General features: G+C 58.0%; 17 protein-coding genes. 7 read left to right on the top strand and 10 right to left on the bottom strand.

Annotated elements, in window-relative coordinates:
• Positions 1 to 39 precede the first annotated feature (39 nt).
• The 4 genes from hcr to aqpZ all read right to left on the bottom strand — a co-directional run bounded on the left by hcr (position 40) and on the right by aqpZ (position 4539).
• Positions 40 to 1008 (bottom strand): NADH oxidoreductase, encoded by a 969-nt coding sequence (gene hcr / locus M2416_RS03220; protein WP_259222073.1) that lies wholly within the window; start codon positions 1006 to 1008, stop codon positions 40 to 42.
• 11 nt (positions 1009 to 1019) lie between these two features.
• Entirely contained in the window at positions 1020 to 2672 is a 1653-nt protein-coding gene (gene hcp, locus M2416_RS03215; protein WP_259222071.1) for a hydroxylamine reductase, read from the bottom strand.
• A gap of 145 nt (positions 2673 to 2817) precedes the next feature.
• The gene (locus M2416_RS03210; protein ID WP_076945045.1) at positions 2818 to 3717 is read right to left on the bottom strand and encodes a LysO family transporter; all 900 of its coding nucleotides are present in this window, start codon (positions 3715 to 3717) and stop codon (positions 2818 to 2820) included.
• 126 nt (positions 3718 to 3843) lie between these two features.
• Complete coding sequence (aqpZ, locus tag M2416_RS03205; RefSeq protein WP_041144770.1) at positions 3844 to 4539, bottom strand: aquaporin Z; 696 nt, start codon at positions 4537 to 4539, stop codon at positions 3844 to 3846.
• Positions 4540 to 4931: 392 nt separating this feature from the next.
• Here aqpZ and M2416_RS03200 point away from each other — a divergent pair, with 392 nt between their 5' ends.
• The 3 genes from M2416_RS03200 to macB all read left to right on the top strand — a co-directional run bounded on the left by M2416_RS03200 (position 4932) and on the right by macB (position 9750).
• A complete protein-coding gene (locus tag M2416_RS03200) occupies positions 4932 to 6590 on the top strand; it encodes an ATP-dependent endonuclease (protein ID WP_076945046.1) in 1659 nt (552 codons plus the stop codon).
• A 101-nt stretch (positions 6591 to 6691) separates the two neighbouring features.
• On the top strand, positions 6692 to 7807 hold the full coding sequence (gene macA, locus M2416_RS03195) for a macrolide transporter subunit MacA (protein ID WP_076945047.1): 1116 nt from the start codon (positions 6692 to 6694) through the stop codon (positions 7805 to 7807).
• Entirely contained in the window at positions 7804 to 9750 is a 1947-nt protein-coding gene (macB, locus tag M2416_RS03190; RefSeq protein WP_076945048.1) for a macrolide ABC transporter ATP-binding protein/permease MacB, read from the top strand. The genes macA and macB overlap by 4 nt, the downstream gene beginning before the upstream one ends.
• A gap of 68 nt (positions 9751 to 9818) precedes the next feature.
• Here macB and cspD read toward each other — a convergent pair whose 3' ends face one another.
• Complete coding sequence (cspD, locus tag M2416_RS03185; protein ID WP_041144774.1) at positions 9819 to 10040, bottom strand: cold shock-like protein CspD; 222 nt, start codon at positions 10038 to 10040, stop codon at positions 9819 to 9821.
• A 325-nt stretch (positions 10041 to 10365) separates the two neighbouring features.
• Between cspD and clpS the strand changes: the two genes are divergently transcribed.
• The gene (clpS, locus tag M2416_RS03180; protein ID WP_041144775.1) at positions 10366 to 10683 is read left to right on the top strand and encodes an ATP-dependent Clp protease adapter ClpS; all 318 of its coding nucleotides are present in this window, start codon (positions 10366 to 10368) and stop codon (positions 10681 to 10683) included.
• A gap of 30 nt (positions 10684 to 10713) precedes the next feature.
• Positions 10714 to 12993, top strand: a complete 2280-nt coding sequence (gene clpA, locus M2416_RS03175; protein ID WP_076945049.1) for an ATP-dependent Clp protease ATP-binding subunit ClpA — start codon at positions 10714 to 10716, stop codon at positions 12991 to 12993.
• Positions 12994 to 13129: 136 nt separating this feature from the next.
• Here clpA and infA read toward each other — a convergent pair whose 3' ends face one another.
• The 5 genes from infA to trxB form a co-directional block, all read right to left on the bottom strand.
• The gene (infA, locus tag M2416_RS03170) at positions 13130 to 13348 is read right to left on the bottom strand and encodes a translation initiation factor IF-1 (protein ID WP_002211347.1); all 219 of its coding nucleotides are present in this window, start codon (positions 13346 to 13348) and stop codon (positions 13130 to 13132) included.
• A gap of 510 nt (positions 13349 to 13858) precedes the next feature.
• Entirely contained in the window at positions 13859 to 14563 is a 705-nt protein-coding gene (aat, locus tag M2416_RS03165; RefSeq protein ID WP_076945485.1) for a leucyl/phenylalanyl-tRNA--protein transferase, read from the bottom strand.
• A 144-nt stretch (positions 14564 to 14707) separates the two neighbouring features.
• Positions 14708 to 16429, bottom strand: a complete 1722-nt coding sequence (cydC, locus tag M2416_RS03160; protein ID WP_259222058.1) for a heme ABC transporter ATP-binding protein/permease CydC — start codon at positions 16427 to 16429, stop codon at positions 14708 to 14710.
• Positions 16430 to 18196 (bottom strand): heme ABC transporter permease/ATP-binding protein CydD, encoded by a 1767-nt coding sequence (cydD, locus tag M2416_RS03155; RefSeq protein WP_041144778.1) that lies wholly within the window; start codon positions 18194 to 18196, stop codon positions 16430 to 16432.
• 113 nt (positions 18197 to 18309) lie between these two features.
• Entirely contained in the window at positions 18310 to 19278 is a 969-nt protein-coding gene (gene trxB, locus M2416_RS03150; RefSeq protein ID WP_041144779.1) for a thioredoxin-disulfide reductase, read from the bottom strand.
• A 531-nt stretch (positions 19279 to 19809) separates the two neighbouring features.
• Between trxB and lrp the strand changes: the two genes are divergently transcribed.
• On the top strand, positions 19810 to 20304 hold the full coding sequence (lrp, locus tag M2416_RS03145; protein ID WP_000228469.1) for a leucine-responsive transcriptional regulator Lrp: 495 nt from the start codon (positions 19810 to 19812) through the stop codon (positions 20302 to 20304).
• A 135-nt stretch (positions 20305 to 20439) separates the two neighbouring features.
• Positions 20440 to 24675: a DNA translocase FtsK gene (ftsK, locus tag M2416_RS03140; RefSeq protein ID WP_259222053.1), complete on the top strand. Its 4236-nt coding sequence runs from the start codon at positions 20440 to 20442 to the stop codon at positions 24673 to 24675.
• The last annotated feature ends 25 nt before the right edge of the window (positions 24676 to 24700 follow it).

Below are 24700 nucleotides of genomic sequence, written 5' to 3'. Positions count from 1 at the left end.
CCCGCCAGGGCGGGGCTTGCCGTTGAGGATGATTCCCCGCTAGGCCAGAACCAGATCGCCCTGCGGATGGCAGGAGCAGGCCAGCACGTAGCCGTCGGCGATCTCCTGCCCGGTCAGCGTCATGGTGCTGCTGACCGTATAGTCGCCGGCAACGACTTTGGTTTTGCAGCAGCCGCAGACGCCGGCACGGCAGGCGACGGTAACCGGAACCTTGTTGCTTTCCAGCGCCTCCAGCAGGGTGGTGCCTGGCGGCGCATAGAACTCCTGCGCCGGCTGCAGTTTGGTAAACTTCAGCCCGCTGGTGGCCGCCTGGGCAACCGGCGTAAAGAACTTCTCTTTAAAGAAGCGCGTGACGCCCAGCGCGCTGACCTCCCGCTCAACCATTTCCATATAAGGCGCAGGCCCGCAGGTCATCACGGTACGCGAGGCCAGATCCGGTATGCTTTTCAGCAGATCGGCGGTCAGGCGGCCGGCAACAAAGCCGTGGGTGGCGTTGTTTTCCGCCACCAGGGTGACCGCGTACTGGCGCCACTCTTCGGCGAAAATAACGTCCTCAGGCGAACGCACGTTGAAAATGACCTGCACATCCGCCTCGGGGCGGTACTTCGCCAACCAGCGACGCATCGACATAATCGGCGTCACGCCGCAGCCGGCTGCCAGCATCAGGAAACGGTCCGCCGGCTTATCTGCACAGGTAAACTCACCCATCGCATCGGACAGCCAGATATAGTCACCGCGCTTGACGTCACGGGTTAACCACTGAGAGCCGGCACCGTCATCAATACGACGCACGGTCAGCGTAATGTACTCGCTGACGCCCGGCGTAGAGGAGATAGTGTAGGCACGCAGCGTATCCGCCGAGTTGCGTACGCTGACCAGCGCATACTGCCCGGCCTGATAGGGATAGTAGTCGTGGCACAGCAACGATACCGTCCAGACGTCGGGGGTTTCCTGATGGATGTGGTGTACCTGCATCCGCCATGGGCACTGCTGGGTTGGCATAGTCATTCGATCGCTCCTTACGCGCTCAACAGTTGCTGCATGTCTTGTTCAACGGTCGTCACAGAGCGCAGGCCAAATTTCTCGTTGAGGATTGCCAGCAGATCCGGGGTGAAGAAGCCCGGAGCGGTTGGGCCGGTGACGATGTTTTTCACGCCGAGTGAGAGCAGGGTCAGCAGGATAACGATCGCTTTCTGTTCGAACCAGGAGAGCACCAGCGACAGCGGCAGGTCGTTCACGCCGCAGCCCAGTTTTTCAGCCAGGGTGACGGCCAGAATAATAGCCGAGTAGGCGTCGTTACACTGACCGGCATCCACCAGGCGCGGCAGGCCTTCGATATCGCCGAAGTCGAGCTTGTTGAAGCGATATTTACCGCAGGCCAGGGTCAGGATCAGGCAGTCGTCCGGAACGCTGGTCGCGAAGTCGGTGAAGTAGTTGCGCTCGCCGCGCGCGCCGTCGCAGCCGCCGACCAGGAAGATATGACGCAGTTTTTCGCGGCTGACCAGGTCGATCAGCGTATCCGCCGCGCCCAGCAGGGTCTGACGGCCGAAGCCTACGGTGATCAGGTGCGGAATTTCGCTATACGGGAAGCCCGCCATCTGCTGCGCCTGGGCGATCACCGGCGCGAAGTTTTCGCCTTCAAGGTGGCTCACGCCCGGCCAGCCGACGATGCTGCGGGTCCAGATACGGTCGTCATAGGCGCCAACGGTCGGATCGATAATGCAGTTGGAGGTCATCACGATAGGGCCAGGGAAGCGGGCAAATTCAACCTGCTGATTCTGCCAGCCGCTGCCGTAGTTACCGACCAGGTGTTTGAATTTACGCAGCTCGGGGTAGCCGTGCGCCGGCAGCATTTCACCGTGGGTATAGACGTTAACGCCGGTGCCTTCGGTTTGTTCGAGCAGGCTATACAGATCTTTCAGGTCGTGACCAGAGATCAGGATGCACTTACCTTCAACCGACTTCACGTTGACCTGAGTCGGGGTCGGGTGGCCGTATTTGGTGGTTTCACCGGCGTCCAGAATGCTCATCACTTTGAAGTTCATCTGGCCGATTTCCATTGAGCACTCCAGCAGAGCGTTCAGATCGGCAGGCCAGGTGCCCAGCCACGCCATAATTTTGTGGTACTGAGCGTAGATATCGTTGTCGTACTGACCCAGAACGTGAGCGTGCTCCATATAGGCCGCGGCGCCTTTCAGGCCGTACAGGCACAGCAAACGCAGGCCGAGGATGTTTTCGCCGATGGTTGCTTTGTCTTTGTTGGGGGTAAATTCTGCCGCCTGACGCTGCAGGTCGCCCAAATCGTCGCTAACCAGCTCCAGGCTGGCCATCGGGTTGTCTGGCGCCGCGCCGGCGTCAATATTCAGGCACTGGGCCTTCAGCGCATCGCGCATCGCGATGGCCTCACGCGCGTAGCCCACGATGCGCGGAGAGTCGAAGTTAACGTTGGTCAGCGTGGAGAAGAAGGCACGCGGCGCAAAATTATCAATTTCATGGTCAACGATGCCATATTCACGAGCCTTAACGGCCCAGGCGGAGAGGCCCTGCAGGGAGGCAATCAGCAGATCCTGCAGATCGGAGGTTTCGGCCGTTTTACCGCACATACCCTGCGCGTAAGAGCAGCCGTTCCCTGCGGGGGTACGGATGGTTTGTTCACATTGCACACAAAACATGGTCACACCTTTTTTAAAGTTATATTTAATATACATGTTTAAGGTTATGCCCGGGCGCGCAGGGATTAAAGGGATTTCTAATACAATTTACAGGGAGATTGATTTAGCGCAATTTTGGCGGTAGATGACTACCGCCACAGGGGTATTAAGCGGAGAAAAAGGCCATCAGCACGGGCACCAGCAGGCTGAGAATAAAGCCATGAACAATCGCCGCCGGCACGATTTCAACGCCGCCGGAGCGCTGTAATACCGGCAGCGTAAAGTCCATCGAGGTCGCGCCGCAGAGGCCTAAGGCCGTTGAGCGGCTGCGGCGAACCAGGCCGGGAATAAGCATAATCGCCAGCAGCTCACGGGAGAGATCGTTAAAAAACGCGGCGCTGCCAATCACCGGCCCGTAGGATTCGGTCAGCAGGATCCCTGAGAGCGAATACCAGCCAAATCCTGAAGCCATTGCCAGCCCGGTTTTGAGCGGCAGGTCGAGAATAAAGGCGTTGATCATCCCGCCGAGTAATGAGCTGGCCATGACGACGACCGCCACAATCATTCCCCGGCGATTAAGCACTATTTGCCGCAGGGTCATACCGTTATTGCGCAGCTGAATACCAATCAGCAACAGCAGGAAAATCAGCGTATATTCGCTGGCTTCGGTGGCGTGCTGCAGAAATGACAGACCGCTTAAGCCAATCAGGAAACCAATAAGTACCACGCCGCATAGCTGCAGTGATTCCATTGCCATCGCCACGCGCGAAGGTAATTTCTCCTGCCGATGCTGGCTGCGCCACGGCATCTTCTGCTCGAGCCACATTAATGCCGCAATATTACACAGCATAATAACGACGACGCTTACCGCGGCGTAATGAAGAATGGAAAGCAGGTTGCTGGCTAAATTGTCGAGGAAGGCGAGGCTGATCCCCATGAAAAAGAGGATAACGTAGACAATCCAGCTCAAAAGTCGCGCGATGACTTTAAGCGCTACCGGCTGACGAAGTGGAATGATATAGCCGATAATCAACGGCAGCAGAATGATTAATAATCCCGAAAACATGAACGGCTGGTCCTTGCAGAATGAAAATAGCGCCACTGACACTACCCAAATCATGGTACCGAGTAAAGCCGTCACCAAAAAGAAAGGCCCGGCATAGCCGGGCCTGAGCGCAAGTCTACGGTGAGACTAGCTGCGTTTTTCCAGCAGCGTGCGGTAGAGCACGCCGCCGAGGATCCCGCCGATGATTGGCATCACCCAGAACAGCCACAGCTGCTGCAGCGCCCAGCCGCCCTGGAAGATAGCGACCGCGGTGCTACGCGCCGGGTTGACGGAGGTATTGGTTACCGGAATGCTGATGAGGTGAATTAAGGTCAGCGCCAGGCCGATAGCGATCGGTGCAAAGCCCGCCGGGGCGTTTTTATCCGTTGCGCCGTGAATAACCAGCAGGAAGCCGCAGGTCAGCACAATTTCGATGACAATCGCCGAAAGCATTGAGTAGCCGCCCGGAGAGTGTTCGCCAAAGCCGTTGGACGCAAAGCCGCTGGCCGCTGCGTCAAAGCCCGCTTTACCGCTGGCAACCACGTACAGAACGCCCGCTGCAATAATACCGCCAACTACCTGGGCGATAATATAACCGATCACGTCCTTGGCCGGGAAACGACCGCCGGCCCACAGGCCTAAGGTCACCGCCGGGTTAAAGTGCCCGCCGGAAATATGCCCCACGGCAAACGCCATCGTTAATACGGTTAAACCAAAGGCCAGAGCGACCCCGGCAAACCCTATTCCCAGCTCCGGGAAGGCTGCTGCCAGAACTGCGCTACCGCAGCCACCGAACACAAGCCAGAATGTACCAAAACATTCCGCTGCTAATTTTCTAAACATAACCACCTCAAATAATAATGTTAATGAGCACGATTTAACGTGCCGATCTTTATTTATCAACTAAAGGATGAAGATAAAAATAAAGCGTCGCTATTTTATGGACGATCGTCATCCCGTAACCAGTTAAATAAATAGATGTAATTTGATTTAGGGCAAGGTGATGTTAATCCTTATACCATTCACTGTGCAAGAAAAGAGTAGTACAAAAATAATAGATGTAACCACTGCAATGAATGAATTATTTTTTAAACAAATACCCTTATCAATAATCATATTGAAAACGTTATTTTTCGCCTCTGCTGATATTGGCGTTTGCGGTAGTGTCATGTTCCAGCATGTGTCGCTATACTGCTGATAACTGAAGGAGAAAGTGGTGACTGAGCGGAGGGGATATGCTTCTTGAGCGCGTGGAGATCGTCGGTTTTCGCGGTATCAATCGTTTATCATTGATGCTGGAGCAAAATAACGTGCTGATCGGCGAGAATGCGTGGGGAAAATCCAGCCTTCTGGATGCCCTGACGCTGCTCTTGTCGCCAGAGTTCGAGCTTTATCATTTTGTCCGGGATGATTTCTGGTTTCCGCCCGGCGACGTGCAGGGACGTGAGCACCATCTGCACATCATTCTGACCTTCCGCGAGAGCGAGCCTGGCCACCATCGGGTGCGGCGCTTTCGCCCGCTCAGCGACAGCTGGGTCCCCTGTGATGACGGCTATCAGCGAATTTTCTATCGCCTGGAGGGCGAGCTGGCCGATGACGGCAGCGTAATGACGCTGCGCAGCTTCATTGACGGCAAAGGGGAAGCGCTGGAGCTGGAGGATATCGACGAGCTCGTGCGCCACCTGGTGCGCCTGATGCCGGTTCTGCGCCTGCGCGACGCCCGCTTTATGCGGCGCATTCATAACGACAGCGTGCCGCACTCTCCGCAAATTGAAATCACCGCCCGCCAGCTGGATTATCTCTCCCGCGAGCTGGTGAGCCATCCGCAAAATTTAACCGACGGCCAGATTCGTCAGGGGCTGTCGGCCATGGTGCAGCTCCTTGAACACTATTTTGCCGAGCAGAGCAGCGTGCAGTCCCGCAACCGCCTGATGCGCCGCCATTCCCACGATGAACAGCGCAGCTGGCGCTATCTGGATATCATCAACCGGATGATTGATAAGCCCGGCGGGCGAAGCCACCGAGTCATCCTGCTCGGCCTGTTCTCTACTCTGCTGCAGGCCAAGGGCACGGTCCGGCTCGACCGCGACGCGCGGCCGCTGCTGCTGATTGAAGATCCGGAAACCCGGCTGCACCCGATTATGCTCTCCGTCGCCTGGCATCTGCTCAACCTGCTGCCACTGCAGCGCGTGACCACCACCAACTCCGGCGAGCTGCTGTCGCTGACTCCCGTTGAGCACGTCTGCCGCCTGGTGCGCGAATCGTCGCGCGTCTCGGCATGGCGGCTTGGGCCGGGGGGAATGAATGCCGAAGACAGCCGGCGCATCGCTTTTCACATTCGCTTCAACCGCGCTTCGTCGCTGTTTGCCCGCTGCTGGCTGCTGGTGGAAGGGGAGACCGAAACCTGGGTTATCAACGAACTGGCCAGACAGTGCGGGCATCACTTTGATGCGGAAGGGGTGAAGGTCATTGAGTTTGCCCAGTCGGGACTAAAGCCGTTGATTAAGTTCGCCCGCCGGATGGGTATTCAATGGCACGTTCTGGTCGATGGCGACGAGGCAGGGAAGAAATACGCCGCGACGGTGCGCAGTCTGCTTAACGACGATCGCGACCTGGAGCGTGACCATCTGACAACGCTGCCGGCGCTGGACATGGAACACTTTATGTATCGCCAGGGCTTTAGCGATGTTTATCATCGGGTGGCGCAGCTGCCGCCAAACGTGCCGATGAATCTGCGGCGGGTGATCACCAAAGCTATCCATCGCTCATCAAAGCCGGACCTGGCGATTGAAGTGGCGATGGAAGCCGGGAGGCGCGGGGTTGAATCCGTGCCGGCGCTGCTGAAGAAAATGTTCTCCCGCGTGCTGTGGCTGGCGCGTGGCCGGGCGGATTAAGCGCGCTGGCGGTAAGGATGCAGCAAATTCAGGGTTATGTTTTCGCTATCTCCAGATAGAATCATCGGCTTGCGCTGCGGTTTAAAACATCAGGAATTTTTATGAAGCTCAATGGAAAACGCAGGAAAGTCTGGTGGCTACTGGCCATTATCGTACTGGCTCTGGCCATCTGGGGATGGCGGGTGCTGAATGCGCCGCTGCCGCAGTATCAGACTCTGGTGGTGCGTAAAGGCGATCTCCAGCAGAGCGTGCTGGCGACCGGTAAGCTGGACGCGGTACGTAAAGTCGACGTTGGCGCGCAGGTGAGCGGGCAGCTGAAAACGCTGCGCGTGAGCATCGGCGATAAGGTACAGAAGGATCAGCTGCTGGGGGTTATCGATCCCGAACAGGCGGAGAACCAAATTAAGGAAGTCGAAGCGACGCTGATGGAGCTGCGCGCGCAGCTGAATCAGGCCCGCGCCGAGCGTCAGCTGGCCGCCGTGACCTTAGCCCGTCAGCAGCAGCTGGCGCAGCGCCAGCTGGTCTCGCGTCAGGAGCTGGATACCGCGGCCACCGATTTAGCGGTCAAAGAGGCGCAGATTGGCACCATCGAGGCGCAGGTTAAGCGCAACCAGGCCACGCTGGATACCGCGAAAACTAACCTCGATTACACCAAAATTCTGGCGCCGATGTCCGGGGAAGTGACGCAAATCACCACCCTGCAGGGGCAGACGGTGATTGCCGCCCAGCAGGCGCCAAATATTCTGACCCTCGCCGATCTCAGCACCATGCTGGTGAAAGCGCAGGTCTCTGAGGCGGACGTGATCCACCTTCGCGCCGGGCAAAAGGCGTGGTTCACCGTGCTTGGCGACCCGCTTACCCGCTACGAAGGGACCCTGAAAGATATTTTACCCACTCCGGAAAAGGTCAACGACGCTATCTTCTACTACGCCCGCTTTGAGGTTCCGAACCCGCAGGGGATCCTGCGCCTCGAAATGACGGCTCAGGTCCATATCCAGATGGCGGAAGTGAAAAACGTGATCACTATTCCGCTGAGCGCGCTGGGGGATGCCATCGGCGAAAACCGCTATCGCGTGCGGCTGCTGCGCACCGGCGAGGTCAAAGAGCGCGAGGTCACCATCGGCGCGCGCAACGATATTGATGTGGCGATAGTCAAGGGCTTAGACGAAGGCGATGAGGTCATCGTCGGGGAAAGCGCGCCCGGGACGGCTAAATGACGGCCCTGCTCGAACTGCGTGATATACGCCGCAGCTATCTCTCCGGCGACGGGAGCGTCGATGTCCTGAAGGGGGTCACGCTGAGCATCAACGCCGGAGAGATGGTGGCCATTGTCGGCGCTTCCGGCTCCGGTAAATCGACCCTGATGAACATCCTCGGCTGCCTCGATAAGCCGAGCAGCGGCACCTATCGGGTGGCGGGAACCGACGTATCGCGGCTCAACGGTGACGAGCTGGCCCGGCTGCGGCGAGAGCATTTTGGCTTTATCTTCCAGCGCTACCATCTGCTGTCGCACCTGACGGCGGTACAGAACGTCGAGGTGCCGGCGGTCTACGCCGGTACTGAGCGACGGGCTCGCCTGGAGCGCGCGCGCGAGCTGCTGGTGCGCCTGGGGCTCGGCGATCGGGCGGAGTATCAGCCTTCGCAGCTCTCCGGCGGCCAGCAGCAGCGGGTGAGCATTGCCCGTGCGCTAATGAACGGCGGGGAAGTTATTCTGGCGGATGAGCCGACCGGCGCGCTGGACAGCCATTCCGGCGAAGAGGTGATGGCTATCCTGCATCAGCTGAAATCGCAGGGGCATACGGTGATCATCGTCACCCACGATCCGCTGGTGGCGGCGCAGGCCGAGCGGATCATTGAGATCCACGACGGCGAGATCGTGCGTAATCCGCCGCCTAAGGGCGCGAGCAGCGCCGGCGTTATTCGCCAGAGCGCTGCGGCCGAACCCTCCGCATGGCGTCAGTTCAGCAGCGGCTTTCGCGAAGCGCTGGTAATGGCCTGGCGGGCAATGACCGCCAATAAAATGCGCACCCTGCTCACCATGCTCGGCATTATTATCGGCATCGCTTCGGTGGTGTCGATTGTGGTGGTGGGCGATGCGGCGAAGCAGATGGTGCTGGCGGACATTCGCGCCATCGGCACTAACACGATTGATGTCTATCCCGGGAAGGATTTCGGCGATGACGATCCCCGCTATCAGCAGGCGCTGAAGTATGACGATCTGCTGGCTATTCAGAAGCAGCCCTGGGTCAGCTCGGCGACGCCTGCAGTATCGAAAAACCTGCGCCTGCGCGCCGATAATATCGACGTTGCCGCCAGCGCCGAGGGCGTCGGGGCGCAGTATTTCAACGTCTACGGCATGACCTTTAGCGAAGGCAATACCTTCAATGAGCTGCAGCTAAGCAGCCGGGCGCAGGTGGTGGTGCTGGACAGTAATACCCGACGCCAGCTCTTTCCGCACAAGGCGCGGGTGGTGGGCGAGGTTGTTCTGGTTGGCAATATGCCCGCGACGGTGATTGGCGTGGCGGATGAGAAGCAGTCGATGTTCGGCAGCAGCAAAATCCTCCGCGTCTGGCTGCCTTATACCACCATGGCCGGGAGGGTGATGGGGCAGTCGTGGCTGAACTCAATCACCGTGCGGGTACATGAAGGATACGATAGCTCAACCGCCGAACAGCAGCTGCTGCGTCTGTTCGAACTGCGGCACGGCAAAAAAGATGTTTTCACCTGGAATATGGACAGCATCTTGAAAACGGCGGAACGGACCACACATACACTACAGCTGTTTCTGACTTTGGTGGCGGTTATCGCGCTGGTGGTTGGCGGTATTGGCGTGATGAATATTATGCTGGTATCGGTCACCGAACGGACCCGCGAGATAGGTATCCGCATGGCGGTCGGGGCGCGGGCCAGCGACGTGCTGCAGCAGTTTCTGATTGAGGCTGTTTTAGTCTGTCTGGTGGGCGGCGCGCTGGGTGTGACCCTATCGCTAATGATTGCCTTTGTGCTGCAGCTCTTTTTACCCGGCTGGGAGATTGGCTTCTCACCGCTGGCGCTGCTGACGGCGTTTTTATGTTCGACGCTAACCGGCGTGCTGTTTGGCTGGCTTCCTGCGCGAAATGCCGCACGCCTTGACCCGGTGGACGCGCTGGCTCGCGAGTAGCGCTAAAAAAATGCCAGTCAGAAGGACTGGCATTTTACTGGCGGGATGTACACAATGAAGCGAAAGAGTTATGCAGCCGCTTCCGCTTCTACAGGAACAATCACGCTGGCGTGATTACCTTTCGGTCCCTGGTGAACATCAAACTGAACGGCTTGTCCGGCTTTTAGCGTTCTGTAACCATCCATCTGGATGGTCGAGTAATGGGCGAAAATGTCTTCGCCTCCGCCCTCAGGGCAAATAAAACCAAACCCTTTGGCATTGTTGAACCACTTAACAGTACCCATTTCCATACTTCGACATCCTTCGTAATTCTTTATAAGTAAGATGGAATGAACCGGTAGTGGAGTGACGAGTTGTTCAAATGCTCGCCAACTCTCGCCAGTACAATTTAGAGAAATACGAAAAGGCGTCAAGCGATTGACGCCAGGGGACGGTGAAAAATGCGTCAAAATTTGAAGCAGTTAACGCTATTGCCGGGGAATGTGACAGACATCGCGGATGGAAGTAATAGATGATAGTTATCTATGATCTATTGTAGATTTGTGATGGGCATAACTTTTGGTCATCGACAGGCCACCGCCTGTTGGCAACAGCAACCGATGATGAATACTGACGATGAGTAAGAGAGATTGGCTGGACTTCGATCAGCTGGTAGAAGACGAAGTACGTAATGAGCTTAAACCACCATCGATGTATAAAGTGATATTGCTCAATGATGACTACACTCCAATGGAGTTTGTTATTGACGTGTTACAAAAATTCTTTTCTTATGATGTAGAACGTGCAACGCAGCTGATGTTGACGGTTCACTATCAAGGTAAAGCGATTTGTGGTGTATTTACCGCAGAGGTTGCGGAAACCAAAGTTGCGATGGTGAGCCAGTATGCGAAGGAGAACGAGCATCCATTGCTGTGTACGCTAGAGAAAGCCTGAAGACAGGCAAGAAAATTGGGGGAGGTGCCTATGCTCAATCAAGAACTGGAACTCAGTTTAAACATGGCTTTCGCCAGAGCGCGCGAGCACCGTCATGAGTTCATGACCGTCGAGCACTTGCTGCTGGCGTTGCTCAGTAACCCTTCGGCCCGCGAAGCGCTGGAAGCGTGTTCCGTGGACCTGGTGGCGCTGCGTCAGGAACTTGAAGCCTTCATCGAACAGACCACGCCTGTTCTACCCGCCACGGAAGAAGAGCGCGACACTCAGCCGACGCTGAGCTTCCAGCGTGTACTGCAGCGTGCCGTCTTCCACGTACAATCCTCTGGCCGCAGCGAAGTGACCGGTGCCAACGTTTTGGTCGCTATTTTTAGCGAGCAGGAGTCGCAGGCGGCCTATCTGCTGCGTAAACATGAAGTCAGCCGCCTTGATGTGGTGAACTTCATCTCTCACGGTACGCGTAAAGACGAGCCGAGCCAGCCTTCCGAAAACAGCGGAAGCCAGCCCAGCAACGAAGAGCAAGCAGGCGGGGAGGATCGTATGGAAAACTTCACCACCAATCTCAATCAGCTTGCTCGCGTTGGCGGAATCGATCCGCTGATTGGTCGCGAAAAAGAGCTGGAGCGTGCCATTCAGGTTCTGTGCCGCCGTCGTAAGAATAACCCGCTGCTGGTGGGTGAGTCCGGCGTGGGTAAAACCGCGATTGCCGAAGGGCTGGCATGGCGAATCGTGCAGGGCGACGTGCCGGAAATCATGGCCGATTGCACGATCTATTCGCTGGATATCGGCTCCCTGCTGGCAGGGACAAAATACCGCGGCGATTTTGAAAAACGCTTCAAAGCGCTGCTGAAACAGCTGGAGCAGGATACCAACAGTATTCTGTTTATCGATGAAATCCACACCATCATCGGTGCGGGCGCCGCATCCGGCGGCCAGGTCGATGCCGCCAACCTGATTAAACCGCTGCTCTCCAGCGGCAAGATTCGGGTGATGGGTTCGACGACCTACCAGGAGTTCAGCAATATCTTCGAAAAAGACCGCGCGTTAGCCCGGCGTTTCCAGAAGATAGACATTACTGAACCTTCGGTAGAAGAGACGGTACAGATTATTAACGGCCTGAAGCCGAAGTACGAAGCGCACCACGACGTGCGCTACACGGCGAAAGCGGTGCGTGCGGCGGTTGAACTGGCGGTGAAATACATTAACGATCGTCATCTGCCGGACAAGGCGATAGATGTTATCGACGAAGCGGGCGCGCGGGCGCGGCTGATGCCGGCCAGCAAGCGTAAGAAAACGGTTAACGTGGCGGATATCGAATCGGTGGTGGCGCGCATTGCCCGCATCCCTGAGAAGAGCGTCTCCCAAAGCGACCGCGATACGCTGAGAAATCTTGGCGATCGGCTGAAAATGCTGGTCTTTGGTCAGGGCAAGGCGATTGAGGCGTTAACCGAAGCCATCAAGATGGCGCGTGCCGGACTGGGCCATGAGCATAAGCCGGTGGGCTCCTTCCTGTTCGCCGGACCTACCGGCGTCGGGAAAACCGAGGTCACCGTACAGCTGGCCAAGGCGCTGGGTATTGAGCTGCTGCGCTTTGATATGTCCGAGTATATGGAGCGTCACACCGTGAGCCGTTTGATCGGTGCGCCTCCGGGCTACGTTGGTTTCGATCAGGGCGGGCTGCTGACCGATGCGGTTATTAAACATCCGCACGCGGTGCTGCTGCTTGATGAGATTGAAAAAGCGCACCCTGACGTCTTTAACCTGCTGCTGCAGGTGATGGACAACGGTACGCTGACCGACAACAACGGCCGCAAGGCGGACTTCCGCAACGTGGTGCTGGTGATGACCACCAACGCCGGCGTGCGCGAAACCGAGCGTAAGTCGATTGGCCTTATCCATCAGGATAACAGTCCGGATGCGATGGATGAGATCAAGAAGATCTTCACGCCGGAGTTCCGTAACCGCCTCGACAACATTATCTGGTTCGATCACCTGTCAACGACGGTCATCCATCAGGTGGTGGATAAGTTTATCGTCGAGCTGCAGGTTCAGCTGGATCAGAAAGGCGTGTCGCTGGAAGTGAGTCAGGAAGCGCGAGACTGGCTGGCAGAGAAAGGCTATGACCGGGCGATGGGCGCGCGTCCAATGGCGCGGGTGATTCAGGATAACCTGAAGAAACCGCTGGCCAACGAGCTGCTGTTTGGGTCGTTAGTCGACGGCGGCCAGGTGACCGTTGCGCTGGATAAAGAGAAGAGTTCGCTGACCTATGATTTCCAGAGTGCGCAGAAGCACAAACCGGAAACAGCGCATTAATTCTTACTCTGAAACGTCAAAAACCGGCCTGTGGGCCGGTTTTTTTATATCCGCAGTCGCTTAGCGGAAAGGGGATGTAAAAAGACCGGGAAATATCCCGGCCTTTAGCATCTGACGCCACGAGGGCGGAAAACTATCAGCGACTACGGAAGACAATGCGGCCTTTGCTCAGGTCGTACGGGGTCAGCTCAACAGTCACTTTGTCGCCCGTCAGAATGCGGATGTAGTTCTTACGCATTTTACCGGAAATATGCGCAGTTACCACGTGACCGTTTTCCAGTTCTACGCGGAACATTGTGTTAGGCAACGTGTCAAGTACGGTGCCCTGCATTTCAATATTGTCTTCTTTGGCCATCTAGTCCTCTGGGGTATCACTACCGTAGTTTTGAACCGGCAAGATAATGCCGAAGTTCAGCGAGTAAGTAAAGTTTTACGTTTATACCCGTCACACTTCGCGTTGCGTCCACGTTGGCTGCGTTCTTCGATCCCGGCTACTTTTTTCAGTAAGCGCTGGGGATCCGTTCACTTGCCGCCCGCCTGCAACCCGAGCTGTTGCGAGTCTATATACTTTATCTTTCTGGCTGTCTTAGTTCTCACGGTCACATAGTTATTGATGCTGCCTGGCGTTTGGTTTGTCGTCCCGGCGCATCATGAATAAGTTTGGGTTTAAATCACTGAAGTAGTTTTGGCGCATTGCCCGGAACGCACGCGGATAAACCGCACGACAGGCGCAAACGTAAAGGGGGAGTGACAGAACGATGGGCGTTATCTGACTCTTATTATTCCCAAACGGCGGCGGGGCAACGGGCAGAAGCTACTCTACCGCGCAATTATACCATCCCGGCGAAGAATGTGCTGAAAACATTTACACATTGCCGGTAAATAGCACCCTCGGCACCCAAAATCTTTCCGGTAAACGCTGGCTGCGCAATTGCGCCAGCCGATCGAGATAGTCGCGGCGGGGAATTTCAACGGCGCCCAGCGACGCGGTATGGTTATTTAGCACCTGACAGTCAATTAACTGGCCACCGTCGCGCATAAATGCCTGGCAGAATACCAGCAGGGCCGTTTTCGACGCGTTTTCCGCGTGGCTGAACATCGACTCGCCGCAAAACAGCGCCCCCTGAGCCACGCCGTACATGCCGCCAACCAGCGTCTCATCGCGCCACACCTCAATTGAGTGCGCGTGCCCGAGCTCGTGCAGCTGGTGATAGGCCTTGACGATGCTGGCGGTTATCCAGGTGCCCTCATCGCGATTGGCGGCGCAGCCTTCAATCACCTCGCCAAAAGCATGGTTCAGCGTCACGCGATAGGGAGAGTGCTGGTGGAAGCGTTTCATGCTGCGGCTGAGATGAAACTGCCCGGGCCACAGAACCGCGCGGGGATCGGGAGACCACCATAAAATAGGATCCCCCGGTGAAAACCACGGAAAGATGCCGTGCTGATAGGCCATAAGCAGGCGCGCGGGGCTAAGATCGCCACCCAGCGCCAGCAGGCCGTTCGGTTCACGCAGGGCGCCTTCCGGCGCGGGGAAGGCAATGGACTGACGGGAGAGCTGAACCAGACGCATTTTAACCTCAATACGCACCAGCAATTGTCCAGTATATTCGCTGTCTTTCAGGCGTCAGCGCAGTATGCGCGCACCTGAAACTCATAGAGTATATACACAAAATCATTCGGGATGCCCTGCGGCGATGGCCCGATAACGACTGACCTACAGGCGCTGCTTAAACTGGTAGTAGCGCCCTTGTTGAGCCAGCAGTTCTGCGTGACTACCTTGCTCAATAATCTTGCCGTTGTCCATGATAATTATCTGATTAAAACGCGCCAGCCCGCGCAGGCGGTGGGTGACCATCAGCACGGTTTTTTCTTTCATCACTTCGGCCAGTAAATCAAGGATTTGGCTTTCGGTCGTGGCGTCCAGGCCTTCGGTCGGCTCATCAAGCAGCATCAGCGGCGCGTCGTGAAGGAGGGCGCGGGCAATGGCTAACCGGCGCAGCTCGCCGCCGGAAAGCTGGCGACCGCCTTCTCCCAGCCAGCTGTTGAGGCCGCTGTCGTCGAGTAGCTTGCCGAGCCCAACCCGCTCGAGGATGTTGACCAGGTGCGCATCGCTCGCCTGCGGTGCCGCCAGCAGCAGGTTGTCGCGCAGCGTTGCGCTAAACAGGTGCACGCGCTGAGGAACCACGCTCATTGCCCGGCGCAAGGTTGTCTCGTTGAGCTGCGCAAGCGGCTGGTCGTTGAGTAAAATCTCGCCCTGGGCCGGATCCCAGGCGCGGGTAAGCAGCTGCAGCAGGGTTGATTTCCCGCAGCCGGTGCGTCCGAGAATAGCGATATGATCGCCGGCAGAAACCTGTAAAGAGATATTCTCCAGCGCCGCGGTGGGCTGCTGCGGATAGCTAAAGGTGACCTGATTCAGCGTCAACGCCACGCGTGAGAAGGTCTGGTCCGCGCTCTGCGCAAAGGAGACTTCCGGCTGCTGCTCGGTGATTTGCGTAATCCGCCGCGCGGAGGCGATGACCTGCCCGAGGTGCTGGAACGCGCCGGTGACCGGTGCCAGCGCCTCAAACGCCGCCAGGGCGCAGAAAACGAAGAGCGCGATCAGCGCGCCCGGCTGGCTATTGCCGCCCACGCCGGCGGAGGTCAGCCACAGCATCGCAATCACCGCAACGCCGCCAATCAGCAGCATCAGCGCCTGGGAAAGCGCGGTGAGTTCGGCCTGACGGCGCTGGCCATCCTGCCAGCGCTGTTCGGTTTTCTCCAGCTGCTCGCGGTAGCGATCGCTGGCGTTAAACAGCATCAGCTCCGCCTGGCCCTGCAGCCAGGCGGTGAGCTGCTGGCGGTACTGGCCGCGCATTTGGGTTATGCACTCACCGGCGGGCTTACCGGCACGGTAAAACAGCGGCGGGAGTATCAGCACGGTTAGCAGCATGATGCCGCCCAGCATCAGGGCCAGGGTGACGTCCAGAATACTCAGGCCGGCGGTGACGACCAGAATGACCACTAGCGCCCCAACCAGCGGCGAGATGACCCGCAGATAGAGGTGATCCAGGGTATCGACGTCGGCAACGATGCGGTTAAGCAGCTCGCCCTGGCGAAAACGCGCCAGCCCGGCAGGGGAGAGCGGCAGCAGCTTGCTGAACGTGAAAACGCGCAGATGTTGCAGGACGCGGAAAGTCGCGTCGTGGCTCACCAGGCGTTCAAAGTAGCGCCCGGCGGTACGAATAATCGCCGCGCCGCGTACGCCGGCGGCGGGCAGCATATAGTTAAAGCTGTAAATACCGGCAACGCCGACAACGGCCGATGCCGAGAGGAACCAGCCCGACAGCGTCAGCAGCCCGATGCTCGCCAGCAGGGTGACGATCGCCAGCACCACGCCGAGCATCAGCAGCCATATGTGCCGCTTGTACAACGCCAGATAAGGTAATAATGCGCGCATTTAAATCTCCTCCTGACGATGGGCCAGCAGGGTCGCGAAGGGCCCTTCGGCGGCGGCAAGCTGCGAATACTCGCCCTGTTCGACAATCTGTCCGTTTTGCATTACCCAGATAGCATCCCAGCCGGCTATACCTTCTAGCTGGTGAGTGACCATCAGCGTGGTTTGCTGCGAAGAGGCGTTTGACAGGGCCTGCATCACCCGCTGTTCGCTGTGGGCGTCAAGGCTGGCGCCAGGCTCATCGAGCAGCAGCAGACGGCAGGGAACCAGCAGCGCACGCGCGACGGCGATGCGCTGCGCCTGGCCCACCGATATGCGGGCCGCCTGATCGCCCACCGGCGTATTAATGCCCTGCGGCAGCTGCGAGATGAATTCGCTTACCCAGGCTTTATCCAGCGCCAGCTGAAGCTGCGCCTCGGTTGCTTCAGGCCACGCCAGAAGCACGTTTTCACGCAGCGTGGCCGCCGGCAGCTGCGGGTTTTGTCCAACCCAGCTCAGCATGCGATGCCAGCGCTGGCTATCAAGATCGCGCAGCTCAACGCCGTTGACCATCAGCGAACCGTCATAGGGTAGAAAGCCCGCCAGCGTATTCAGCAGCGAGCTTTTGCCTGAGCCGCTTTGCCCAACCAGCACCACCCGCTTACCGGCAGGCAGGGAGAAGTTCAGCGGCCCTGCCAGCACCTTGCCTTCCGGTGATTTGATCCGCAGATCGCGCGCTTCAAGACTCACCAGCTCGTTGTCGCTAAGCACCTTCTCGCCGCGCTCGGCCTGCGCCAGCGGCGTTTCCATAAAGGTTTTCAGGCTGTCCGCCGCGCCGATAGCCTGCGCCTTAGCGTGGTAGAAGGTGCCCAGATCGCGAAGGGGCTGGAAAAACTCCGGCGCGAGGATCAGGGTCAAAAAGCCGGCCATCAGGGTAACGCCTGCGCCGTAATGACCAAAGTTCAGCTCGCCCAGGTAGGAGAAACCGAAATAGACCGCCACCAGCGCAATGGAGAGGGAAGTGAAAAATTCCAGTACCCCGGAGGAGAGGAAGGCCAGACGCAGGACGTCCATCGTGCGCTGGCGGAAATCCTGCGAAGCCTCGCGGATATTGTCGGTTTCCGCGGCGCCGCGGTCGAAAATACGCAGCGTTTCCATACCCCGCAGGCGGTCGAGGAAGTGGCCGCTCAGCCGCGCCAGCGCCTGGAAGTTGCGGCGGTTTGCATCCGCGGCACCCATTCCGACCAGCGCCATAAACATTGGGATCAGCGGCGCGGTGCCGAGAAGGATCAGCGCTGCCGCCCAGTTAATCGGGAAAATAGTGATAACGATGAGCAGCGGCACGCACGCGGCCAGCGTCATCTGCGGCAGATAGCGCGCATAGTAATCGTGCATATCGTCGATTTGCTCGAGGATAAGCGTGGCCCAGCTGCCCGCAGGCTTGCCCTGGATCCAAGCCGGACCGGCCTCCTGCAGGCGGTCGAGCACCTGGCGACGGATCTCATAGCGGATATGCTGCCCGGCATAAAATCCGACCCGCTCGCGCAGCCATACCACCCACGCGCGGAGGACGAAAATCAGCACCAGCACGGTAAACGGCAGCACCAGCGCCGTCGCCGGAATATTCTCCATGATCATGCGGTGAAGGATCCGCGCCAGCAGCCAGGCCTGAGCGACGATCAGCAGTCCGCTAATGACGCCCAGCGTGCGGGAAATCATCAACCAGCGACGGGAGAGAATGCTCTGTTCTTTTAACCAGCGGGTTAACTCTTGTTGACGGGTTTTATTCATTGCGCACTTAGCAGGTGGAGTTATAGGTTTTTGGGCACGGCAATGTTACAACGCGGAAAAAATAAAGGCGACTTTTCGTCGCCTTCTTTACCTTTGTTACTGACTTGTAAAGATTATTTGCAAGCGTCAGCCAGGCCGTCGAGATAGCGCTCGGCGTCCAGCGCGGCCATGCAGCCGGTGCCGGCAGAGGTAATAGCCTGACGGTAGATATGGTCCATCACGTCGCCGGCGGCGAAGACGCCAGCAACGCTGGTTTGGGTCGCGTTGCCGTGAATGCCGGACTGAACTTTGATATAGCCGTTTTCCAGCTCCAGCTGACCGGCAAAAATCGCCGTGTTCGGGCTGTGGCCGATAGCGACAAACAGGCCCGCGACTTCCAGCGATTCGACGTTGTCAGTATTCTGCGTATCGCGCAGGCGCAGGCCGCTGACGCCCATCTGGTCGCCGGTCACTTCTTCCAGGGTGCGGTGGGTATGCAGCACGATGTTGCCGCTTGCCACTTTGTCCATCAGGCGATTGATAAGAATTTTTTCAGCGCGGAAGGTGTCGCGACGGTGGATCAGGTGGACCTCAGACGCGATGTTAGAGAGATACAGCGCTTCTTCAACCGCGGTGTTGCCGCCGCCGATAACCGCGACCTTTTGGTTACGGTAGAAGAAACCGTCGCAGGTGGCGCAGGCGGAAACGCCGCGGCCCTTAAAGGCTTCTTCAGACGGCAGGCCGAGATAGCGCGCGGAAGCGCCGGTAGCGATAATCAGCGCGTCGCAGGTGTATTCGCCGCTGTCGCCGACCAGGCGGAACGGACGGTTCTGCAGATCGACGCTGTTGATATGATCGAAAAGAATTTCGGTTTCGAACTTGGCCGCATGCTCGTGCATACGTTCCATCAGCAGCGGCCCGGTCAGATCGTTCGGATCCCCAGGCCAGTTTTCCACTTCCGTGGTGGTGGTCAGCTGACCCCCTTTTTCCATCCCGGTAATCAGCACCGGATGCAGGTTTGCACGTGCGGCATAGACCGCAGCGGTGTATCCCGCAGGTCCAGAACCAAGAATTAGCAGCTTACTGTGTTTGGCCGTGCCCATGAGAACCCCATAATTTATTGGCATACATTGGGCTGGATTGTAGGGAATTTGTTGGCGTAAAAAAAGAGCATAGCGATTTTGTTAACGATATGTGCAATAGCATCCGCCGATGAACTGGCGATTTAACGAACGGAGAATATAACTAATTCTACTGTCAGCAGCACAATTATAAGAGGAAAACATGAGAATCAACGGGGGGGGATAATGAATATCTGGCATCTTGTACTAAAAATCGATGTTTTGCTTTGACAATCCCCTGTGCTTTTGCGAAAACATTCATGGAAGAAGAAAAGCAGCGTTTTGCGTGTGGCGAATTTTCATGCATGCAAATGCCATTTTTATCCGGGTTAGCGAAATCTACGCATGGTGTGGACAGACGCCATGCGTGATGTCGGTGGCTGCCGTCAGGCAACGGGCTTCTCACGTACCCCTGGGTTACTCAAGTCGTACGGGTAAGAACAGGATGGGCTCTGGCAGTGAAGGCTCAGAGTCAGAACAGGAGTAGGGAAGGAATACAGAGAGACAATAATAATGGTAGATAGCAAGAAGCGCCCTGGCAAAGATCTCGACCGCATCGATCGTAACATTCTGAATGAGTTACAAAAAGATGGACGTATTTCTAACGTCGAACTTTCTAAACGGGTGGGACTTTCTCCGACGCCTTGCCTTGAGCGCGTGCGTCGACTGGAAAGACAGGGTTTTATTCAGGGCTATACGGCGCTGCTTAACCCGCATTATCTGGATGCATCACTTCTGGTATTTGTTGAGATTACTCTGAATCGTGGCGCGCCGGATGTGTTTGAGCAATTTAACGCCGCTGTGCAAAAACTTGAAGAAATTCAAGAGTGTCATCTGGTATCCGGCGATTTCGACTACCTGTTGAAAACTCGCGTACCGGACATGTCAGCGTATCGTAAACTACTGGGCGAAACCCTGCTGCGCCTGCCGGGCGTAAACGACACCCGTACCTACGTGGTAATGGAAGAGGTCAAGCAGAGCAATCGTCTGGTAATTAAGACGCGCTAACACGGAACAGGTGCAAAATCGACGTAGTTTGATTACACTCCTGTTAATCCATACAGCAACAGTGCCGGGGAGACCCGGCACTGTTGTCCGTTTTAGCAGCAGGCAGGAAACAGCCTGATACCTGGAGAGCCTTTTTTGAGCCAGGAATACACCGAAGACAAAGAAGTCAAACTGACGAAGCTAAGCAGCGGGCGCCGACTCCTTGAGGCGTTACTTATCCTTTGCACCCTTTTTGCTATCTGGCTGATGGCGGCCTTACTCAGCTTTAATCCCTCGGATCCAAGCTGGTCGCAAACGGCCTGGCACGAGCCTATCCACAACATCGGCGGTACGCCGGGAGCCTGGCTTGCCGATACGCTATTTTTCATTTTTGGCGTAATGGCTTACACCATTCCCGTGATTATTATCGGCGGCTGCTGGTTTGCCTGGCGCAATCAAACTAACGACGAATACATCGACTATTTCGCCGTTTCGCTGCGCTTAATTGGCGCGCTGGCGCTGATCCTCACCTCCTGTGGCCTGGCCTCTATCAATGCCGATGATATTTGGTATTTCGCTTCGGGCGGGGTCATTGGCAGCTTGCTGAGCACCACCCTGCAACCGCTGCTGCACAGCAGCGGCGGAACGATTGCGCTGCTCTGCATCTGGGCGGCGGGTTTAACCCTGTTTACCGGCTGGTCGTGGGTCAGCATTGCCGAAAAACTCGGCGGCGTGATCCTTTCCGTCCTTACCTTTGCCAGCAACCGTACCCGTCGGGACGACACCTGGGTTGATGAGGACGACTATGAGGATGACGAAGACGACGATACGGCGAAACCGCAGGGCTCGCGTCGCGCGCGAATTCTACGCAGCGCCTTAGCGCGTCGCCAGCGTCTGGCAGAGAAATTCTCCAATCCGCTGGGGCGCAAGACCGACGCCGCGCTGTTTTCCGGTAAGCGTATGGATGATGCCGAGGAAGAGGTTCAGTTCAGCGCCAACGGCGCGCCGGTTGCGGCAGACGATGTGCTGTTTTCTGGCGCCAGCGCCGCGCGCCCGACAGATGCGGACGATGTCTTATTCTCCGGTGCCAGCGCAACGCGTCCGGGGGATTTTGACCCCTACGATCCGCTGCTGAACGGCCATAGCATTGCCGATCCTGTGAGCGCGGCTGCGGCAGCCACCGCGGCGCCGCAGGCGTGGGCTGAGCCGGTAGCCGGCCAGGCTCCACAGGCCGGCTGGCAGCCAGAGGCCCAGGCTTATCAGCCTGGGCAGGCGCCGGTACAGCAACCGCACTACCAGCCGGAAGCCGCATATCAGCCGCAGCAGGCTTATCAGCCTGAACAGGCGCCGGTACAGCAACCTCACTACCAGCCTGAAGCCGCATATCAGCCGCAGCAGGCGTATCAGCCTGAACAGGCGCCGGTACAGCAGCCTCACTACCAGCCGGAAGCCGCATATCAGCCGCAGCAGGCTTATCAGCCTGAGCAGGCGCCGGTACAGCAGCCTCACTACCAGCCTGAGGCCGCGTATCAGCCGCAGCAGGCGTATCAGCCTGAGCAGGCGCCGGTCCAGCAGCCTCACTACCAGCCTGAAGCCGCGTATCAGCCGCAGCAGGCGTATCAGCCTGAGCAGATGCCGGTACAGCAGCCTCACTACCAGCCTGAAGCCGCATATCAGCCGCAGCAGGCGTATCAGCCTGAACAGGCACCGGTACAGCAGCCTCACTACCAGCCTGAGGCCGCATATCAGCCGCAGCAGGCGTATCAGCCTGAACAGGCGCCCGTCCAGCAGCCTCATTACCAGCCGCAAGCCGCTTATCAGCCTGAACCTTCTGCCGCCTCGCCTGTTATTGAGCCAGAAGCTCCCCAGGAAGAGGTCAAGCCGCAGCGTCCGCCGATGTACTATTTCGAAGAGGTTGAAGAGAAGCGCGCGCGTGAGCGCGAACAGCTTGCCGCCTGGTATCAGCCGATTCCGGAGCCTGCGAGTCCGGTTGCGACACGGCCTGTCTCGCCGCCGCCATCTTCTCCGGTTGATGCCGCCGCGGTGACTACGCTCGCCGCCAGCGTACATCAGGCCGCGGGCGCTGGTGCAACCGCCGCCGCGGTGGTCTCCGCTGCCTCATCCGCCGCGCCGCTGTTCAGTCCGGCCGCGGGCGGGCCGCGCGTGCAGGTCAAAGAGGGCATTGGTCCGAAGCTGCCGCGTCCTAACCACGTTCGCGTACCGACGCGCCGTGAGCTGGCATCGTATGGCATTAAGCTGCCTTCGCAGCGCATCGCGGAAGAGCGCGCCCGCCAGGCGGAGCTTGATCAAAATTATGACGATGAGCCGCTCACCGATGAAGAAGTTAACGAGCTGGAGCAGGGCGAGCTGGCGCGTCAGTTTGCCGCCACCCAGCAGCAGCGCTACGGTGAGGTCTACCAGGCTGACGACGGCGGAGATGACGATTCAGCCGCCGAAGCCGAGCTGGCTCGCCAGTTTGCCGCCACCCAACAGCAGCGCTACAGCAGCGAGCAGCCGCGCGGGGCGAATCCGTTCTCTCCGGCTGATTATGACTTCTCGCCGATGAAAACGCTGGTGGACGACGGCCCGAGCGAGCCGCTGTTTACGCCGATGCCGGAGGTTCAGCCGTCGGCACCGCAATACCAGCAGCCGGCGCAGCATCAGCATCAGCCGGTACAGCAGCCGCAGCCCGTGCAGCACTATCAGCAGCCGACGCCGCAGCCTGCTTACCAGCAGCCTCAGGCTCAGCAGCCGGTACAATCTGCGCCAGCGGCGCAGAGCTACCAGCCGCAGCAGGCCCCTCAGGCCCCGATACAGCCGCCGGTCCAACAGCCGGCGCCGCAGCCGCAGGAGAGCCTGATTCACCCGCTCCTGATGCGTAACGGCAACAGCCATCCGCTGCAGCGGCCGACGACGCCGCTGCCGTCTCTGGATCTGCTGACGCCGCCGCCGAGTGAGATAGAGCCGGTTGATACCTTCGCGCTGGAGCAAATGGCGCGCCTGGTGGAAGCTCGCCTTGCTGATTTCCGTATTAAAGCGGACGTCGTGAACTACTCGCCAGGCCCGGTTATCACCCGCTTTGAGCTGAACCTGGCACCGGGCGTTAAGGCCGCGCGTATTTCTAACCTGTCGCGCGACCTTGCCCGTTCGCTCTCTACGGTTGCCGTGCGCGTCGTGGAAGTGATTCCCGGCAAGCCGTACGTTGGCCTGGAGCTGCCGAATAAGAAGCGTCAGACCGTCTACCTGCGCGAAGTGCTGGATAATACCAAGTTCCGCGATAACCCCTCGCCGCTGACCGTGGTGCTGGGCAAAGATATTGCCGGCGATCCGGTGGTCGCCGACCTGGCAAAAATGCCGCATCTGTTGGTTGCCGGTACCACCGGCTCCGGTAAATCGGTCGGCGTCAACGCCATGATCCTCAGCATGCTCTACAAGGCACAGCCGGAAGACGTGCGCTTCATTATGATCGACCCCAAAATGCTCGAACTGTCGGTCTATGAAGGGATCCCGCATCTGCTGACGGAAGTGGTTACCGATATGAAAGACGCCGCCAACGCTCTGCGCTGGAGCGTGAACGAGATGGAACGCCGCTACAAGCTGATGTCAGCGTTGGGCGTGCGTAACCTGGCGGGCTACAACGAGAAGATTGCCGAGGCGGCGCGCATGGGGCGCCCAATTCCGGATCCGTACTGGAAGCCGGGCGACAGCATGGATGCGGTTCATCCGGTGCTGGAAAAACTGCCTTACATCGTGGTGCTGGTGGATGAATTCGCCGACCTGATGATGACCGTGGGTAAAAAAGTGGAAGAGCTGATTGCTCGTCTGGCGCAGAAAGCGCGTGCGGCGGGTATTCACCTCGTGCTGGCGACCCAGCGTCCGTCGGTTGACGTGATCACCGGCCTGATTAAGGCCAACATCCCGACGCGTATTGCGTTCACCGTGTCGAGTAAAATTGACTCGCGTACCATTCTTGATCAGAGCGGTGCCGAATCGCTGCTGGGGATGGGGGATATGCTCTACTCCGGGCCGAACTCCACGATCCCGGTGCGCGTTCACGGCGCATTCGTACGCGATCAGGAAGTCCATGCGGTAGTCCAGGACTGGAAAGCGCGCGGGCGTCCGCAGTATGTCGACGGCATCACTTCGGATAGCGAAAGCGAAGGCGGCGGCGGTGGATTTGACGGCGGAGAAGAGCTGGATCCGCTGTTCGACCAGGCGGTTAATTTCGTGACCGAGAAGCGTAAAGCCTCTATCTCCGGGGTTCAGCGTCAGTTCCGTATCGGCTATAACCGCGCCGCGCGCATCATCGAACAGATGGAAGCGCAGGGGATCGTCAGCGAGCAGGGCCATAACGGAAACCGCGAAGTGCTGGCGCCGCCGCCCTTCGAGTGAGTGCAAAGTTGGGTAAATAAGAGCA

The sequence above is a fragment of the Klebsiella sp. BIGb0132 genome (assembly GCF_024810075.1).
GTDB classification, from domain to species: domain Bacteria; phylum Pseudomonadota; class Gammaproteobacteria; order Enterobacterales; family Enterobacteriaceae; genus Klebsiella; species Klebsiella terrigena.
This window is presented reverse-complemented; position numbering and strand designations above follow the sequence as displayed.